We start from the raw sequence: 15,658 nt of genomic DNA, 5'->3' as shown, positions 1-15,658 counted from the left end.
ATAATTTCATTCCAACATTTGCGGGAGTAGCTCAGAGGCTAGAGCACCTCCTTGCCAAGGAGGGGGTCGCGGGTTCGAATCCCGTCTCCCGCTCCATAAACTCTCATGGATATAGCAAATCACGCCCTGCATCCATTGTGAAGACCAATAGATGTTGTGGAGAGATTTATGCTGCCCGGGTGGCGGAATTGGTAGACGCAAGGGACTTAAAATCCCTCGGAGGTTTTCTCCGTGCCGGTTCAAGTCCGGCCTCGGGCACCATAATAGAAAATTAAATTTTTTTTGTGTATAATTTCTTCTGCAATTTTCGGCGCCATAGCCAAGTGGCTAAGGCAGGAGCCTGCAAAGCTCTGATCCCCGGTTCGAATCCGGGTGGCGCCTCCACTTATTGCTGCCTCTGGGGAGGTGGCGGAGCTGGTTGAACGCACCGGTCTTGAAAACCGGCGTAGGTGATGAGCCTACCGTGGGTTCGAATCCCACCCTCCCCGCCATGAATTAAAATCACGAGCTTACCATAAAGTTGATGGGGAGATGGCCGAGTGGTTGAAGGCGCACGCCTGGAACGCGTGTAGGGGTTAACAGCCCCTCGAGGGTTCGAATCCCTCTCTCTCCGCCATGGATTTATGGTATAATACCTTTTCCAAGCGGAGCGCTGAGAGTAGTCTGCTACTTTGAACGCTCCGCTCAGACCCGTGCGACGGACAGTTGCGGCAAAGCTTCAGGGCGGGAACGCAGCAGAGCACCGCAGCTGTCCGGGCGCCGCGGGTATCTGGGTGGGGTCTTGTGGTATAATGCTTCCTAAAAAGGAAGCAGCTATGCAACGTAGAGACTTTCTCAAAGCTACATTGACACTCCCTCTTGCATTTCCATTATTTGCAAAAGAAGATGAAAAGCTTCGCTTTCTTCACATTACCGATTCTCACATGGATCTGAGTATGCCTCATACTGTTAAGGCGATGGAGCATCTGGCTGATGTTGTCAATACTCGCTTTTCTCATATAGATTTTGTTCTCTTTGGTGGAGATAACTTTAATAATACGGTTCCTGGTGATAAAGATGCAAAAATATTTAAAGCTTTTATAGAGAAGATGAAAGTACCATGCTACTGTGTAAGAGGCAATAAGGAGTCCTCTCCAAAAGGTGATAATAGTATTGATGCTGGTGAATTTGCAAGACTCTTTTTTGATCAAAAAGGGATGAGAGTCTCTGGCAGGGACTGGATGGTGGAGCATAAAGGATATCTGATTTTAGGGCTTGATAGTACAATTGAGCATAGTGGAGCTGGTATCTATACAAAAGAGACAATTGCTTTTGCAAAAAAGGCTCTGAACAAAGGTAAGCCTACCATTATATTAAATCATCATCCATATCTTAACTATTGGCATGGAACCGATCCAAAAGATATACATAAGTATGTTTTGCAAAATACAAAAGAGGTGCAAGAGCAGCTTTTTAGGTATCCTAATCTTATTTTAACTCTCTCTGGCCATAAGCATATAGATAATGTAAGTCGCATAGGTCACGTGACAGCAATTGCTTCACGTGCTTTCAAAGCTGCTCAGATCCTCTACCAAAACCCAATGCGCTATATCAAGATTGGTAGAGGAGGCATAAAAGAAAAACTAATTACTACTTAAAAACTCCTCTATGTTTTTGATGATAGAAGCAAAGAGTCTCTCTCTCGCTTCTATGCTTGTCCAGGCGATATGGGGTGTGATGAGGAGTCGATCTCTATTTTCTATTTGCAGTAGAGGCGAATCTTTTGGGAGCGGCTCCTTTTGGGTTACATCGAGTCCCACATAGATCTCTTTTTGATCTATAACGGTTGCAAGTGCTTTTTCATTGATAATACCACCTCTACCGAGATTGAGCAGAATGGCTTTATCTTTGAGTTTAAGGAGCTGCTCTTTTTGGATGAGATTTTTTGTCTTTTCATTCAAAGGAGCATGAATAGAGATAATATCGCTTGTAGCTAGAAGCGTATCGAGATCGAGATGTGTGTAGGGATGATCAAGGTTTTTCCCGCTTGTTGAGTGATAGACCACCTCACATCCAAAACTTTGTGCTACCTGGGCTACTCTTTTACCAATTGCTCCCATCCCAATAATGCCCCATCGCTTATTGAAAATTTCAAAAAAGGGCTTATCCAGGCAGGTAAAGATCCCAGATTCGCTCCATTTACCACTTTTGACATAGGTATCATAGTAGGGAAGGTGCTCTATGAGGTAAAAAGCCATTGCAAAAGTATGCTGTACGACACTCTCAGTTGAGTAGCCAACTACGTTTTTAACTGTTATGCCTTTTTGCTTGGCATAATCAAGGTCTACATTATTCATTCCTGTTGCGGCAATGCAGATGAGTTGTAGATTTTTCGCAATATCGATAGCTTCTTTATCGATAACTACTTTATTGGTAATGATAATATTGGCATCTTTGATTCTTTGAAGCTTCTGTTGGTCTGAGGTCGTAGGATATACTGTGACTTCGCCAAAGCGATTGAGCAAAGAGAAATCAACCTCTCCAAGTGTTTTAGCGTCTAAAACCACGATTTTCATCTACTCTCCCATCAATGTAACATAGATTTTTCTATTACCTGCAAAGTCACGATGCTCACCAAGGTAGATCCCTTGCCATGTTCCAAGTACAAAACGGCCTGTATTGATAGGGATTGCAAGAAAATTTCCATAGAGGCTGCTTTTGATATGTGCAGGCATATCTTCACTTCCCTCTAATGTATGAGTGTAGTAGGGCTCATTTTCTGGTACGAGTCTTTGAGTAAATGCAAAAAAATCGTTGCGAACGTTTGGATCAGCGTTTTCATTGATAGTAAGGCTTGCACTTGTATGCATTAAAAATAGATGCGCAATACCAGCATGAAAATCAGAAAGTTCGGGCAAGTGCTCTAGTATCTCATTTGTAATGAGGTGAAACCCCCTTGGACGAGCTTTGAGGGTAATGAGTTTTTGTGCTATTTTCATGCATCACTCACTTTCTTGATAAGTTCTTTTGCTTTTTGTAAGGCTTTATTACTTGTATTATTCATTGTAAGTACTACAGCCATGCGGCGCCCTTCGTGAGACTCTGGTTTACCAAATATGCGTAAAAAACTCTTCTCGTCAAAGAGGCTCTCATCTACCTCAAAAACAGGTGCAAAGCTCTCATTTTTGGCTTTGTATGCTGCACTTGCTCCTGGAGTGTAAAAATGAAAATTTAGAGGAAGTCCCAGGACTGCACGTACATGCAAAGCAAACTCGCTTTGGCTTTGTGTAATCATTGTTACCATTCCTGTATCGTGTGGGCGAGGGGAGACTTCACTAAAGAAGACCTCATCTCCTTGGATAAAGAGCTCCACTCCAAAAATTCCTCTACCACCCAATCCATCAGTTATTTTTTTAGCTATGTTTTGTGCTTTTTGTAACGCAACTTCACTCATCTCCATAGGTTGCCAGCTAAAGATGTAGTCTCCATCTTTTTGAATATGGCCAATAGGTGGGCAAAAAACAGTGCCAGTTTCGTTTCTTGCTGTAAGCAGTGTAATTTCATAATCAAAGTGAATAAACTCCTCTACAATGAGCTCACTCGCATCCCCTCGTGCCTCTTTGGCAGTCTCCCACGATTTTGCAAGATCGGCTTCGCTTCTAGCGATGCTTTGTCCATGTCCTGAAGAGCTCATGACAGGTTTGATGACGCATGGAAAGCCAAGCTCTTTTGCTGCAGCTTCGAGCTCTGCAAAACTTTTAACAAACTGGTATGCGCTGGTTTTGAGTCTAAGCTCTTCAGCTGCAAATTTACGGATATTTTTGCGATTCATTGTCTTATTCACAGCTTCAGCATTTGGAATAACTCTAAAGCCCAGTTTTTCAGCTTCAAAGAGAGCATCAATATTAATAGCTTCGATTTCTGGGAGGATATATGTTGGTTTTTCTCGTAAAATTACTTCTAAAACTTGCGCTTTGTCTTTCATATCGATAATGTAACTGCGATGAGCTACCTGATGTGCTGGAGCATTTGCATAGCGATCCACTGCTACCACTTCAATGCCTAGCCGCTGCGCTTCGATAGCCACCTCTTTGCCAAGCTCACCACTGCCAAGAAGCAAGAATTTTATGGAGTTGTGTTTAAGGGGGGTTGTGAGTTGCATGGGACTCCTTTTTTTGACAAATTATAACTTTTTTTACATTATGTTGGGATAGAGGGATTTGTATTTGTAGATAGTTTTTGTTTTTTCTATCTTCTAAAAGGTCTTGTAGCGATATTTTGAGAGGAAAAGAGGTTATAATTTTTGCATTGTCAAAGAAAATTACTACCCATCCTTTTTGTATAAAAAGAACTTTATCTTTTATAGATGGATTTTTTCCTTTAAAATAGTAAATAGTATCAGGACTGCAAATGGTTTGCAAAGTCTTTTGAAAATAGTCTTTGCGATTTTTGATATCTTTGTGCTTGAGGCGCTTTTTGAGATGTTTGAAGTAATCTTTTTGGCTAATCCAGAGGCGTACAAAGCTATTTTGATTAATTTTGCTGAGGTTTTGTACAATCTTCTTATCAAGAAGTGTAAAATGGCGAAAAATTTGAACGTAGTTTTTTACTTCCATCTTTTTGCTTTGAGGAGTCTTACATATCCACCAAAATAGAAACTCTCTTCAAAATTTTCAAACCCAAAAGATTCTAGCATCTTTTTCGTATCACGCTCTATAAAGTCTTGGGCTAGGGGACACTCTACTTTTTGGATAGGAAAACGGACATACCAAGGAGCTTTGTCCACATCAAAATTGGCATAATCAAGTATAGCAAAAGTTCCATGAGGTTTGAGAGCATTGTAGGCGTTTTGTATGATGATATCTCTTTTGTCTTGGATAAATCCATGGAGTACAAAAGAGATAAAGACTACATCAAACTCTTCGTTGAATGGTAAAGGGGAGTCTATGCGAAGATTTTCTAGCTTAATATTTTGATAAGCGTTGCAGTTACGTAAAAACTGCTCTTGCATCTCCTTGCCAATTTCAAGTCCTACTATCTCCCCCTCATCTCCTACATATCGGTGCATAAGTAGGGCATTTCTCCCTGTACCTGCTCCAAAATCAAGTATTCTTTGTCCCTTTTGAAGGTTGAGATCTTTTATAGCTTTGCGGATGAAGAAGGGGTAGTAACCAAAGGTGATAATATCCATGAGCCTATCGTAAAATTTTGCCTCAAATCCTTTGACCTCTACTTTGCTCATCTCTTGTGTGAGATTCATAGCTTCTTCCTTGCAAGTAGACTCAAAAACGCACCTCCTTTTTTACAGCCATCATATATTTCAAAATTTAAATGCTTAAGATCTGATCCAAAGAGGGCTTCTGTACACTTTTCTACAATAAATCCATGCTTTTTGAGAAGCTTCAAAATCTCTTTTTTGCTAAAAAATGTTGCCTCTTTATAAAAACGGCTCTTATCTTTGTTTTTCTCATACATTTTGCCTAATTCTGAATCGCGATCTACAAAAGCGATGAGCAGATATCCATCATCTGTGAGGATACGTTTAGCCTCTTGGAGGGTTTTGTCGATATCATCTACAAAGCAGATAGTTGTTACCATAAGCACAAGATCAAAGCTCTTATCTGCAAAAGGGAGGTCTTCAGCTTGTGCTTCTATGACTTCGATACCTCTTTGCTTGGCAATGTGCGCCATATTGTGTGATGGCTCTACGCCCAGCGTAATACCAAGTGGCGCTGCAAAGCGTCCTGTCCCTACACCAATTTCAACTGCTTTTTTAAAAGGAGGAAGAATTTTTTTGATTGCTTTGAGTTCTGTTTGATAAATCTTATCATGTTCATCAAACCATCTGTCATAATACTCGAAATTTTTTTCAAAAAGCTTCTCTTTTGGCATTGCAACTCCTTTTGCTTCTATTATTATACGCTTTTAAGCTTCAAAGGGTGATAATAGAGAAAAAGCTATAAGGATTATTTATGAAAAAGCTTTTGGCTTTTGCTATTGTAAGCGTGCTTGGCTGGGCAAATAACTGTCTTGAGTGCCACAAAGGAATCGAAGATATTCGTGACCCTCATAGCGGTATGGCAAAGGCTATCGCCAAGAAGGCAGTGGAGGCTGGTTTTGATGGTAATAGCTGTATCGTCTGTCATGGTGGAAATCCTCTGGCAATCACAAAAGAGGAGGCACACCAGGGGACTATTGCCTACTTTTTAAAGCATGAAGGTCCTAAAGAGTTCTATCCCGATCCTGGAAGCGCATGGATCAATAAAAACACCTGCGGGATGTGTCATAAAGAGCAAGTTAGTACCCAAATGAACAACCTCATGAATACTGAGCAAGGAAAGATTCAAGGGGCTTTGTGGGGATTTGGATGGAACATAAGAGAGCACAAATTCGCGAACTATAATCTTACAAATCTGCATAAAAGATTAGGTTCAAAAACATATCAAAACTATATGAAGCGCCTTTCTCAAAAAGAGTCGCAAGTCTATGTGAAAAAAACAATAGAACTTCCGCCCGCACCTACTGCTGAAGAAGTTGAAAAGAATCCAAAACTAGCTGCCATTACCTATCTGCGCCAAGAGTGCTTACGCTGCCATACTGCGAGCAAAGGCCGTAGCCGTAGAGGCGATTTTCGCGGGATGGGATGTAGTAGTTGCCATATACCATACTCCAATGATGGATACTATGAAGGAAAAGACCCTACAATTCCTAAAAATGAGCCAGGACACATGCTTGTGCATCAGATCCAAGGTACACGGGATGCCAAAGTCCATATACATGGACTTACCTTTAGTGGTATTCCAGTAGAGACCTGTACTACCTGCCACAATCGTGGTAAACGCATAGGCGTGAGCTACCAAGGACTCATGGAGACAGCCTACAATCCTACATTTGATAAGCATGGCAAAGGACAGCCAAAACTCCATACTAAACATTATCTTCACATGAGCGAGGATGTACACTACAAAAAGGGAATGCTCTGCCAAGATTGCCATACATCAATCGATATGCATGGAGATGGCAAAATTGCAGGAAGTACCTTAGCTCCAGTGGAGATAGAGTGTCAAGACTGCCATGGTACACCATCAAAGTATCCTTGGGAATTGCCTTTAGGATATGGGGATGAATTTGGAGAGAAGCTCTCTAATAAACCTCGTGGTGTGACAAAAACTCTAGCAGCATACCTCAAAAAGGGAACATACTATGAGCCAAAAGATGGATATTTGCTCAGTGCCAGAGGCAATCCACTGCCAAATGTTGTGAAAGTCAGAGATGAGGTAGTAGTGCATCTTGCAAGCGGCAAAGATCTAAAGCTCCAGCCACTCAAAAAACTAGCTAAAGAGCATAAGCTCTCCCAAGCGGGTGAAGTAGCGATGGTGCAGATTGGTAAGCACTTAGATGAGATGGAGTGCTATGCATGCCATGACACCTGGGCGCCTCAGTGCTATGGATGCCATGTGAAGGTGGACTATAGTGAAGGCAAGAAAAATGTAGACTGGCTAGCAGTCGCACATGCACACGATATCCACGGAACCGATGCAGCCAAGCGCAAAAATCTCAAAGATTATCTTATTGATGGTGAGGTAACAGAGACGAGAAGCTATTTGCGATGGGAAGATCCAATTTTGGTGCGCAATGGTGAAGGACGTATCGCTCCTGCAATACCAGGGTGTCAAGTGAGTGTGACGGTAATTAGAAAAGATGGGAAGGCAATTTTGCAAAACCATATTTTTAAAACAAAAGATAATAACCAAGATGTACTAGCAATCGATATGGCACCAGTGCACTCACACACAGTACAAAAAGAGGCAAGAAGCTGTGAGAGCTGCCATAATAATCCAAAATCTATGGGATTTGGGATAGATGATGGCAAAGTCTTTGGAGATCCGAGTAAACCACTCATCGTCGATCTCATGACGGCTGATGGCAAAGTGATTCCTAAAAAGATTACGATTCAAAAACCGGGTATTAAAAATCTGCATTTTGATTGGAGTCGTATAATAGATGAAAACTATACCCAACTTGTTACAGTTGGGCATCACTGGAGTCTCTCACGAGCTTTAAATCAAGAAGAGCTAAGCAAGCTTGATCGTCGAGGAGTCTGTATGAGCTGCCACCAGACAATTCCTGATAAAGATTTGGCAGTGAGTTTGATGGTGCATGTAGCCCATGCAGCAAATATCAAGATAGATAATAAAATGCACAAAAACATCTTGCATAAAAATTTGCTGTTGAGTGCATGGGTGCAAATTGGAGGAGCTTTAGTTCTTATAGGTTTCATCTATTGGCTTATACGTAGAAAGAGGAGGTAAACTCCTCTAAACTCCAAACTTTTTCTCCTCTTTCCTTCCACAAATCTTGCACATTTTATCTCTATAATAGATGTAATATAAAGACAAAGAGGATTGTGATCATGAATCATCTATCTAGAAGAGATTTTTTGAAAGGTGTAGCTGCTTCAGGATTAGCATTATCGAGCATCAATGTACATGCAAAGAGTTATGATCTTATTGAGAGAAAAGAGACTACTGAGCTAAGCGGTAATGTGTTTCATCTTACAATCAATAAAACTCTTGTCAATGTGACAGGTTATCCCTCAATAGCAACTACAATCAATGGAATGCTACAAGGTCCGACTCTGCGATGGAGAGAGGGAGATATAGTTACAATACATGTCACAAATTATCTCGATGAGCCCTCCTCGATTCACTGGCACGGCATAATTCTTCCTTACCAGATGGATGGAGTTCCAGGTATTAGTTTTGATGGGATTGCACTGGGTGAGACTTTTACCTATACCTTTAGAGTGCAACAGAGTGGGACATTTTGGTATCACTCTCACTCAGGATTCCAAGAGCAGACCGGAGTGTATGGAGCTATAATAATTGAGCCAAAAGAGAAAGAGCCTTTTGCTTATGATAGAGAGTATATTGTAGTACTTTCAGATTATTCAGACGAAAAGCCTTCCATAATCTATAGAAAACTTAAAATTTTATCAGATTACTACAATTTCAATCAAAGAACGGTGGGTGATTTTTTTGCTGAGGTAAAGGAGAAAGGATTTTGGGAAGCTTGGCAAGCAAGAAAGATGTGGAATCAAATGCGCATGTCAGATAGGGATTTATCAGATGTTACGGGATATACCTACACTTTTTTGATGAATGGGCATAGTCCATCCAAGCCATTTCAAGCATTGTATCGCGCTGGCGAAATAGTGAGACTCCGCTTGATTAATGCCTCTTCAATGACATTTTTTGATGTTCGCATTCCTGGATTGAAAATGCGTGTAGTTGCAGCAGATGGCAATAATATTCAGCCAGTTGAGGTTGATGAAATACGCCTGGGTGTTGCTGAGACGTACGATGTGATTGTTGAACCAAAAGATTCTCGGGCGCATGCAATCTTTGCTCAGGCAATGGATAGAAGTGGTTATGCTCTGGGCAATCTCACAACAAATCCAAAGAACTACGCAAAAGTGCCAAAACTTGATAAACCTCAGCCATTAACCATGGCAGATATGGGAATGGATATGCATATGTCAAGTATGAAAAAGATGCCAATGAAACACAATAAATATGCTCTCAAAAAGCCTATTCCTATTACACAACTGCCAATAAGGTGGGGTGTGGGGACAACAATGCGGGCAAAGAATCCCCAATACAGGCTCAATGATCCAGGAGTTGGGCTGCGCAATAACGGTAGAAGAGTACTAACCTATGCAGATTTGCGCTCACTACGTTCTACAAAAGATGACAAATATCCAGATAGAGAGATCATCTTGCATTTGACCGGGAATATGGAACGCTACATGTGGTCGATAAACGGTATTCCATACCATGAGGCAGAGCCTATCAGGTTTCGATATGGAGAGAGAGTACGTATTACTTACATTAACGATACGATGATGAATCACCCAATGCATCTGCATGGAATGTGGAGTGATTTGGAGACGGGGGATGAGAATCATCTGGTAAGAAAACATACTATCATCTCACAGCCTGGATCAAAAATTAGCTTCCGCGTTACAGCAGATGCCAAAGGTGCTTGGGCATATCACTGCCATCTTCTCTATCACATGAAGGATATGTTTAGAAAAGTGGTAGTTACATAAGGAGAAGATATGAAAAATCTATTTTTACAATTGCTGCTTTTTGCTACACTCATAAGCTCTGCATTGGCTGGTGGGGGAGGAGATATATTGCGAGCAACTTTTACAGCAGATAGTCTTGAGTACCAGGCAAATGATGAGAGAGCAATATATTGGGACACGTACGGATATATCGGCTATGATATTAATAAATTCTATTTTTACAGTGAAGGTGAAAAGCCTCATGGAGAAAGTGTCAATAGCGAAAACCAGCTTCTCTATTCTCGTGCAATCGCACCTTTTTGGGATGTACAAATAGGAGTGGGTTTAGATAGAGCAAACGAAAAATATAAATCATGGACTGTTGTTGCCCTTGCGGGGTTGGCACCTTACTTTTTTGAAACAAGAGCTGCACTTTTGGTTGGTGGGAATGGAAATATGGGGCTTAGAATCGATCTTGAGTATGAAGCACTTTTGACACAAAAATTGATACTAACTCCAAAAGTGAGTACTGAGGCATATACAAAAGATGAACCCCGCATGGGGTATGGTGCAGGGCTTTCTAACCTCACTATAGGAGCGAGGCTGAGATATGAGATCAAAAGGGAGTTCGCACCCTATATAGGAATAGAGTGGAGTAAGAATTTTGGAAATACAAGAAAGTATTCACCTTTAGATGAAGCCTATTTCGTAGGAGGAGTGAGGTTTTGGTTTTAGCACAATCATTTCATTGCACACGAAAAATATACAGAGCTTTTCTTAATATTTTAATGAAAGAATTATCTCATTGCAGAGTAAATTGTAATAATCTTCTAGCTTATAAATAAAAAAGAATCTATTGTATAGATATGAAGTGTGGGGATTTAGTATGGGGTTACTATAAAAAGTAAGGATTGTCATAAAAATATTGCTAAAGTTATTCTCAACCGATAGAGTTGTATAAAAATATTAAAGATTTGATGTCAATGAAAATATAGATGTGGATGATTATATTTTCTTAAAAATATATACAATTTAGTTACAATAGTATAAGAAAATTGCAAAGGATATATAATGGCTTTTTGGATTTTTCTAGCTATTGTAGCAGGTATTATTGTCTATTTCATCGGCATTTATAATGGACTTGTTGCGCTAAGAGAAAGGGCTGAGGCTGCTTGGAGCGATATCGATGTGCAGCTCAAAAGGCGTCACGATCTCATCCCTGCGCTTGTTGACACAGTCAAAGGGTATATGGATTATGAAAAATCGACGCTTAAAGAGGTGATTGAAGCGAGAAACCAAAGCCAAAAAGCAACCTCACTCAAAGAAAAAGCTGATGCTGAAGAGCATCTTTCAAGCGCATTAGGGCATATTTTTGCATTAGCTGAGAGCTATCCCGAACTCAAAGCAAATACAACATTTCTCCAACTCCAGCAAGAGCTCTCCAATATAGAAGAGGCGCTTCAAAATGCAAGGCGCTACTATAACGCGGTTGTGAGAGATTACAATGCTAAGATTGATAGTTTTCCAGATATGCTTATAGCCAAAAGATATGGTTTTACTCCAAAAGAGTACTTTGAGCTTGAAGATGCAAAAGCAAAAGAGATGCCAAAAATAGAGTTATGAAAAAAATCCTCCTCTTTTTCATCGCTTTTGTTATCAGTTGGGCAGAGCATATAGAAAATTTTAAAGTCGATCTTACAATCTATCCCGATGGATCACTCCATGTACAAGAAGATATTGTTTACAATTTTGGTTCGCTCTATCGCCATGGTATCTATAGAGATATACCAAATGCTATAAAAACAGACTTTTTACCAAAAGATATAGGGCTATGGGATTTCAAAGTTTTGGTAGATGGACAAGAGAGTCCTTTTGAAATTATTCATATGCAGCAAGCCATTAGAATAAAGATCGGCGATCCAAACAGAACAATTACTGGAAAACATCACTATACCATCAGCTACAATGTAGCAAAAGGGGTGCTCTATCAAGATGAGATGCATGATGCTGTACGTTGGAACGCCATCGGAACAGAGTGGAGAGTACCAATCAGTTATGCAAAAGTCACCGTACACCTTCCACCGATTCTTTCAAAAAGTAGTATTCAAGTGCGTACATTTTTGGGAAGATATGGTTCAACAAAAAACACCGCCTCTTTGCAGTGGCTTGATGATCATACCTTTGAAGTAGAGGCTTCGAAATTCGATCCTCATGAAGGCTTAACTGTAGAAATAGCGTTTCCAAGAGGTCTGCTGGGTCAAAGCGGATTAGAAAATCAGCGTATGGGATTATTGGATTATGCCAAAGCATTCATACAATATCCTCTATTGCTTTTATTTCTGCTCTATCTCTTCTTTTTTTATAAAGATCATGCAACTTCATTTTCTTTTTCTATTCATCCAGTATATAAACCTCCCAAAGATATAGGTGTCTTGGAAGCGGGACTTCTTTATGATCGATTCGCTGAGACAAAAGATTTCCCAGCTTCAGTAATAGAACTTGCAGTAAAAGGATTTGTGAGTATTGAAGAAAGAGATCAAGAAGGATTTTTTGCAAACAGAGAGACTCTTATTAAAAAGACTGCAAAAAAACCGCAAAATCTCACCCCTGCGCAAAATATTCTCTATTTTCAGATTCTTTTTCCTTATGGCGATACATTTATTCTCAAAAAAGATGAGGATATTGCACAACGAATACGGAGTGGTTTTCAATCAATAAATCAGCTTCTTTATGATTGGAGTGTTAAAGAGGGCTATTTCCAAGAAAATCCACAAAAGCTTAGAATAAAATTTCTTGCCTTTTCCATTTTTTTGCTGTTTGTAATATTTATTGTAATAGTTCTTGTGACACATCGCATGACGGATATCCCTCTTCTATTTTCTATTGGTATACCGGCTCTGTTTGTTGGCATAGGAGTATGGAGGCTTTTTCGGGGGAGGGGATTAGAGCGCTTTTTGGGTCTTTGGTTTATCTTCATAGGTGGAGCTGTTATGATCGGTTTTATTGCATCTTTCTCATGGCAAGATATTTTGCTTTCTCCTATCCCTTTTATTCTCATAGGAGTGGGAGCTATTTTTTATATCTATCGTCATATTGGTCTTTATACGCCAAAAGGAGTAAAAGTTTATCGAGATTTACTAGGTCTTAAAGAGTTTATTCAAAGGGCAAAAGCAGCACAAATAAACTACTTTTTACAAGAAGATCCCTACTTTCTTGATAAATTGCTTCCTTTTGCAATGCTATTTGATCTGACAAAACACTGGCTCAAATTTTATGAGCAGTTTCATTCTGCCCAACCCTCTTGGTATCACGGCAATTTTTATCATATGCAAGAATTTAGTGAGAATACATCTGCAGTAGCTGCATATGCTCCATCGAATTCTGTAGGTGGTGGAGGGAGCTTTAGTGGCGGTGGATCTGGTGGAGGAGGCGGCGGATCTTGGTAAATTATTACTAAATAGATTTTTGCTGAATATAATGTATATTAAAATAATTTTTAAAATAATTTTAAGACTTGTCAATATTCGCTTCTTTGGCTGCTATATTAATGAAATGCGACAAATGTAAATCTTAGAAACTAGCCATTCCTATTTTCTTGGAATAAATAATTATCTTTTTGCATTTTAATCATAAAATGTAATATAATTTATTTAACTATAAAATATTAAAAAGGATTAAAAATGAAAAATATAGTAGTAGCTTTAAAGAAAGATCATAGTTTTAGGCAACTAAAAAGACTATTTTTACTACCTTATCTATTTTTTTTCTTTTTATTTGCCTTTACGGCTCAAGGTCAAGATTTTAGAAAAGGAATAGGACCATTAAGTAATGGACCACATTTCGGCATGGGATTTGGGTTATTCTCTCAAGGACAACTGCCTTCTTGGATAAAGCCTGGATTAGTAGTCTACTATAGAAGTGAAGGTGGAAACCGAGGTGGAGGTTCTGCTAGTTATCTAGTAATGTCGACTGCATATGTGGTTTGTGCTGTGGAACCAAATAGAGTTCTTGGAATAGAAGTGCAGGCAAGCAAAATGGGTGTTTCGTTAATTCCTAAAGTTTTAGGTAAAAGAGGCGATGGTCTTTTTTGGGTAGATCCTCAAAGAATGGCAGCAATGCTTTCCCCTCAATCAATTGAGCAGGCAAGACGTCAAGGTATTGCCATTAGTGGACAGCCTGGACTTGTCATCTTTGAATATGCACCTCGTGGAAAAGGGGTGACGAAGCAAGTTATTAAATATGATGTGAGATCTGGTCTTGTGCTAGATTTTGAAACTGTTTCATGGAGTGGAGTTGAAACCGCCGGCTCAACTGTAACTAAAGTATCGTTTTTGCAAAAAGGTAGTGTGCAGCTTCCTTCATTGCCATCACTTCCAGCAGCTGCTAGGATGAGTGCTCTTTATCAATTACAGACAGTTGAGCAATATACAGGAATGGCAGTTCCAACTGGGCGCATTCAGGTACAACCTATGGGCAATGATGGAGAACTAGCCAGATTTAATATTACAACTATGGATAATAGTAGCGCACCGCTAAATTCCAAAGAAGCATGGGGGCTCCGTTTTATGGGCCCTCACTATTATCATCCTGTGCTTTTACATGGCTATACTCTTTCATTGCCTGGCATAGGTGTTACAATGGTAGCAAAAGGCAATCAAGTATCAGTTTCTTGGAATGGTGTAATATGGGGTGTAGCTACAGTTGATCCAAGAACTGGTTTGGTTTTTTCATTTCAAAACAAAATATTTGGAGGTATGACAACAGGTACTTTAGTGCATTAAAATAGTGCATATTGTTAGTAATTGGATAGTATAAAATCATGAAATTATATAAAATATATTAAAAAGCTTATATAAAAGACAAAGATTATTTATATTTCTTCTTTAGAAGTTGTATTTATCTTCCACTTTTTCAATAAAAATAAAAAGCTATCAATATATTTCTTCTTTTCTTCTTGTACGACAATTAAAATATTATATTTTTATAATTATGAATATAAATATATTATATCTGAAAAAAATAAGTTATATACTTGATAATATTTATTATTTATTATTTATTATTTAATATAATAAATATAACTCATTAATAGGAGGTGGGTTATGAAAAGATTAGCTTTAATGGCTGGATTGGTCATATCAGGCTCTATTCTTTTGGCAGCTGAAACTACTACCACACTGCAAGTGAGTGCAACAGTCCCGGAGGCAGTGACTATAACAGCACATAACCTTGACTTTGGAACAGGAAGTTATACACAGGAAACTACAGCAACAACAACCATTGAAGTAACTGTTGCAAATGGACTGAATTATCTGATAGGGATAGGTAGTAGTAATGGTCAACCAGATTCACGATGCTTTAATACAGGAGGAAGTTGCTTATTAGAGTATGAGTTGTATCAGGATGATGCATACACCCAGTTATGGGGGGATTCTTGTACCAGTGCGGGCACACATAGCGGGACATGTGTGAATGGTACAGGTACGGGTAGTGCTCAGACATACACGGTGTATGGTAAACTATTCGGGATCCCCTCTCTTGTGCCTGCCGGCACCTATACAGATACACTTACTGTAACAGTCGTCTATTGACGGAGCAGGGCTTTGCCCT

Annotated in this window: 14 protein-coding genes, 5 tRNA genes and 1 other RNA gene; 14 read left to right on the top strand and 6 right to left on the bottom strand. The window is 39.6% G+C overall.

What is annotated here, in order from left to right; genetic code table 11:
- The first annotated feature begins 20 nt into the window (after window positions 1-20).
- The 7 genes from NITER_RS07960 to NITER_RS07930 all read left to right on the top strand — a co-directional run bounded on the left by NITER_RS07960 (window position 21) and on the right by NITER_RS07930 (window position 1,637).
- Window positions 21-96 (top strand) — tRNA-Gly (locus NITER_RS07960).
- Window positions 97-173: 77 nt separating this feature from the next.
- Window positions 174-261: transfer RNA gene (locus NITER_RS07955), tRNA-Leu, on the top strand.
- Between the two features lie 48 nt (window positions 262-309).
- Window positions 310-384, top strand: a tRNA-Cys gene (locus NITER_RS07950).
- A gap of 15 nt (window positions 385-399) precedes the next feature.
- Window positions 400-491 (top strand) — tRNA-Ser (locus tag NITER_RS07945).
- A 34-nt stretch (window positions 492-525) separates the two neighbouring features.
- Window positions 526-616, top strand: a tRNA-Ser gene (locus NITER_RS07940).
- Window positions 617-681: 65 nt separating this feature from the next.
- Window positions 682-779: signal recognition particle sRNA small type (ffs, locus tag NITER_RS07935), an RNA gene on the top strand.
- A 36-nt stretch (window positions 780-815) separates the two neighbouring features.
- Complete coding sequence (locus tag NITER_RS07930) at window positions 816-1,637, top strand: metallophosphoesterase family protein (protein ID WP_084276558.1); 822 nt, start codon at window positions 816-818, stop codon at window positions 1,635-1,637.
- Here the strand turns inward: NITER_RS07930 and NITER_RS07925 are convergent.
- From NITER_RS07925 to NITER_RS07900, 6 genes are read right to left on the bottom strand one after another with little or no spacing between them, the layout of a single operon-like run.
- Window positions 1,623-2,555, bottom strand: a complete 933-nt coding sequence (locus NITER_RS07925; RefSeq protein ID WP_084275064.1) for a D-2-hydroxyacid dehydrogenase — start codon at window positions 2,553-2,555, stop codon at window positions 1,623-1,625. The genes NITER_RS07930 and NITER_RS07925 overlap by 15 nt on opposite strands.
- Window positions 2,556-2,978, bottom strand: a complete 423-nt coding sequence (locus NITER_RS07920) for a secondary thiamine-phosphate synthase enzyme YjbQ (RefSeq protein ID WP_084275065.1) — start codon at window positions 2,976-2,978, stop codon at window positions 2,556-2,558. It abuts the gene before it with no gap.
- Window positions 2,975-4,141 (bottom strand): formate-dependent phosphoribosylglycinamide formyltransferase, encoded by a 1,167-nt coding sequence (gene purT / locus NITER_RS07915; protein ID WP_084275066.1) that lies wholly within the window; start codon window positions 4,139-4,141, stop codon window positions 2,975-2,977. The genes NITER_RS07920 and purT overlap by 4 nt, the downstream gene beginning before the upstream one ends.
- A complete protein-coding gene (locus NITER_RS07910) occupies window positions 4,119-4,595 on the bottom strand; it encodes a hypothetical protein (RefSeq protein ID WP_084275067.1) in 477 nt (158 codons plus the stop codon). Before NITER_RS07910 ends, purT begins: the two co-directional genes overlap by 23 nt.
- Window positions 4,586-5,239, bottom strand: a complete 654-nt coding sequence (locus NITER_RS07905) for a class I SAM-dependent methyltransferase (RefSeq protein WP_084275068.1) — start codon at window positions 5,237-5,239, stop codon at window positions 4,586-4,588. The genes NITER_RS07910 and NITER_RS07905 overlap by 10 nt, the downstream gene beginning before the upstream one ends.
- Window positions 5,236-5,871, bottom strand: a complete 636-nt coding sequence (locus NITER_RS07900) for a class I SAM-dependent methyltransferase (RefSeq protein ID WP_084275069.1) — start codon at window positions 5,869-5,871, stop codon at window positions 5,236-5,238. Before NITER_RS07900 ends, NITER_RS07905 begins: the two co-directional genes overlap by 4 nt.
- Before the next feature lie 80 nt (window positions 5,872-5,951).
- Here NITER_RS07900 and NITER_RS07895 point away from each other — a divergent pair, with 80 nt between their 5' ends.
- The 7 genes from NITER_RS07895 to NITER_RS07865 all read left to right on the top strand — a co-directional run bounded on the left by NITER_RS07895 (window position 5,952) and on the right by NITER_RS07865 (window position 15,639).
- On the top strand, window positions 5,952-8,291 hold the full coding sequence (locus NITER_RS07895) for a cytochrome C (RefSeq protein ID WP_084275070.1): 2,340 nt from the start codon (window positions 5,952-5,954) through the stop codon (window positions 8,289-8,291).
- Window positions 8,292-8,392: 101 nt separating this feature from the next.
- Window positions 8,393-10,090 (top strand): copper resistance system multicopper oxidase, encoded by a 1,698-nt coding sequence (locus NITER_RS07890; RefSeq protein WP_084275071.1) that lies wholly within the window; start codon window positions 8,393-8,395, stop codon window positions 10,088-10,090.
- A gap of 9 nt (window positions 10,091-10,099) precedes the next feature.
- Window positions 10,100-10,783, top strand: a complete 684-nt coding sequence (locus NITER_RS07885; RefSeq protein ID WP_084275072.1) for a copper resistance protein B — start codon at window positions 10,100-10,102, stop codon at window positions 10,781-10,783.
- A 336-nt stretch (window positions 10,784-11,119) separates the two neighbouring features.
- A complete protein-coding gene (locus NITER_RS07880) occupies window positions 11,120-11,671 on the top strand; it encodes a LemA family protein (RefSeq protein WP_084275073.1) in 552 nt (183 codons plus the stop codon).
- Window positions 11,668-13,494 (top strand): DUF2207 domain-containing protein, encoded by a 1,827-nt coding sequence (locus NITER_RS07875; RefSeq protein ID WP_084275074.1) that lies wholly within the window; start codon window positions 11,668-11,670, stop codon window positions 13,492-13,494. The genes NITER_RS07880 and NITER_RS07875 overlap by 4 nt, the downstream gene beginning before the upstream one ends.
- A gap of 234 nt (window positions 13,495-13,728) precedes the next feature.
- Complete coding sequence (locus tag NITER_RS07870; protein ID WP_084275075.1) at window positions 13,729-14,829, top strand: hypothetical protein; 1,101 nt, start codon at window positions 13,729-13,731, stop codon at window positions 14,827-14,829.
- 321 nt (window positions 14,830-15,150) lie between these two features.
- On the top strand, window positions 15,151-15,639 hold the full coding sequence (locus NITER_RS07865; protein WP_084275076.1) for a Csu type fimbrial protein: 489 nt from the start codon (window positions 15,151-15,153) through the stop codon (window positions 15,637-15,639).
- The last annotated feature ends 19 nt before the right edge of the window (window positions 15,640-15,658 follow it).

The organism is Nitratiruptor tergarcus DSM 16512, from assembly GCF_027946175.1.
In the GTDB taxonomy this organism is placed as follows: Bacteria; Campylobacterota; Campylobacteria; order Campylobacterales; family Nitratiruptoraceae; genus Nitratiruptor; species Nitratiruptor tergarcus.
This window is presented reverse-complemented; position numbering and strand designations above follow the sequence as displayed.

Excerpts from the sequence above, each read along its gene's own strand:
- NITER_RS07895 (WP_084275070.1), top strand. The coding sequence starts at position 5,952 with ATGAAAAAGCTTTTGGCTTTTGCTATTGTAAGCGTGCTTGGCTGGGCA.
- NITER_RS07880 (WP_084275073.1), top strand. The coding sequence starts at position 11,120 with ATGGCTTTTTGGATTTTTCTAGCTATTGTAGCAGGTATTATTGTCTAT.
- NITER_RS07875 (WP_084275074.1), top strand. The coding sequence starts at position 11,668 with ATGAAAAAAATCCTCCTCTTTTTCATCGCTTTTGTTATCAGTTGGGCA.
- NITER_RS07920 (WP_084275065.1), bottom strand. The coding sequence starts at position 2,978 with ATGAAAATAGCACAAAAACTCATTACCCTCAAAGCTCGTCCAAGGGGG.
- NITER_RS07890 (WP_084275071.1), top strand. The coding sequence starts at position 8,393 with ATGAATCATCTATCTAGAAGAGATTTTTTGAAAGGTGTAGCTGCTTCA.
- NITER_RS07900 (WP_084275069.1), bottom strand. The coding sequence starts at position 5,871 with ATGCCAAAAGAGAAGCTTTTTGAAAAAAATTTCGAGTATTATGACAGA.
- NITER_RS07885 (WP_084275072.1), top strand. The coding sequence starts at position 10,100 with ATGAAAAATCTATTTTTACAATTGCTGCTTTTTGCTACACTCATAAGC.
- NITER_RS07870 (WP_084275075.1), top strand. The coding sequence starts at position 13,729 with ATGAAAAATATAGTAGTAGCTTTAAAGAAAGATCATAGTTTTAGGCAA.
- NITER_RS07925 (WP_084275064.1), bottom strand. The coding sequence starts at position 2,555 with ATGAAAATCGTGGTTTTAGACGCTAAAACACTTGGAGAGGTTGATTTC.
- NITER_RS07910 (WP_084275067.1), bottom strand. The coding sequence starts at position 4,595 with ATGGAAGTAAAAAACTACGTTCAAATTTTTCGCCATTTTACACTTCTT.
- NITER_RS07930 (WP_084276558.1), top strand. The coding sequence starts at position 816 with ATGCAACGTAGAGACTTTCTCAAAGCTACATTGACACTCCCTCTTGCA.
- purT (WP_084275066.1), bottom strand. The coding sequence starts at position 4,141 with ATGCAACTCACAACCCCCCTTAAACACAACTCCATAAAATTCTTGCTT.
- NITER_RS07865 (WP_084275076.1), top strand. The coding sequence starts at position 15,151 with ATGAAAAGATTAGCTTTAATGGCTGGATTGGTCATATCAGGCTCTATT.
- NITER_RS07905 (WP_084275068.1), bottom strand. The coding sequence starts at position 5,239 with ATGAATCTCACACAAGAGATGAGCAAAGTAGAGGTCAAAGGATTTGAG.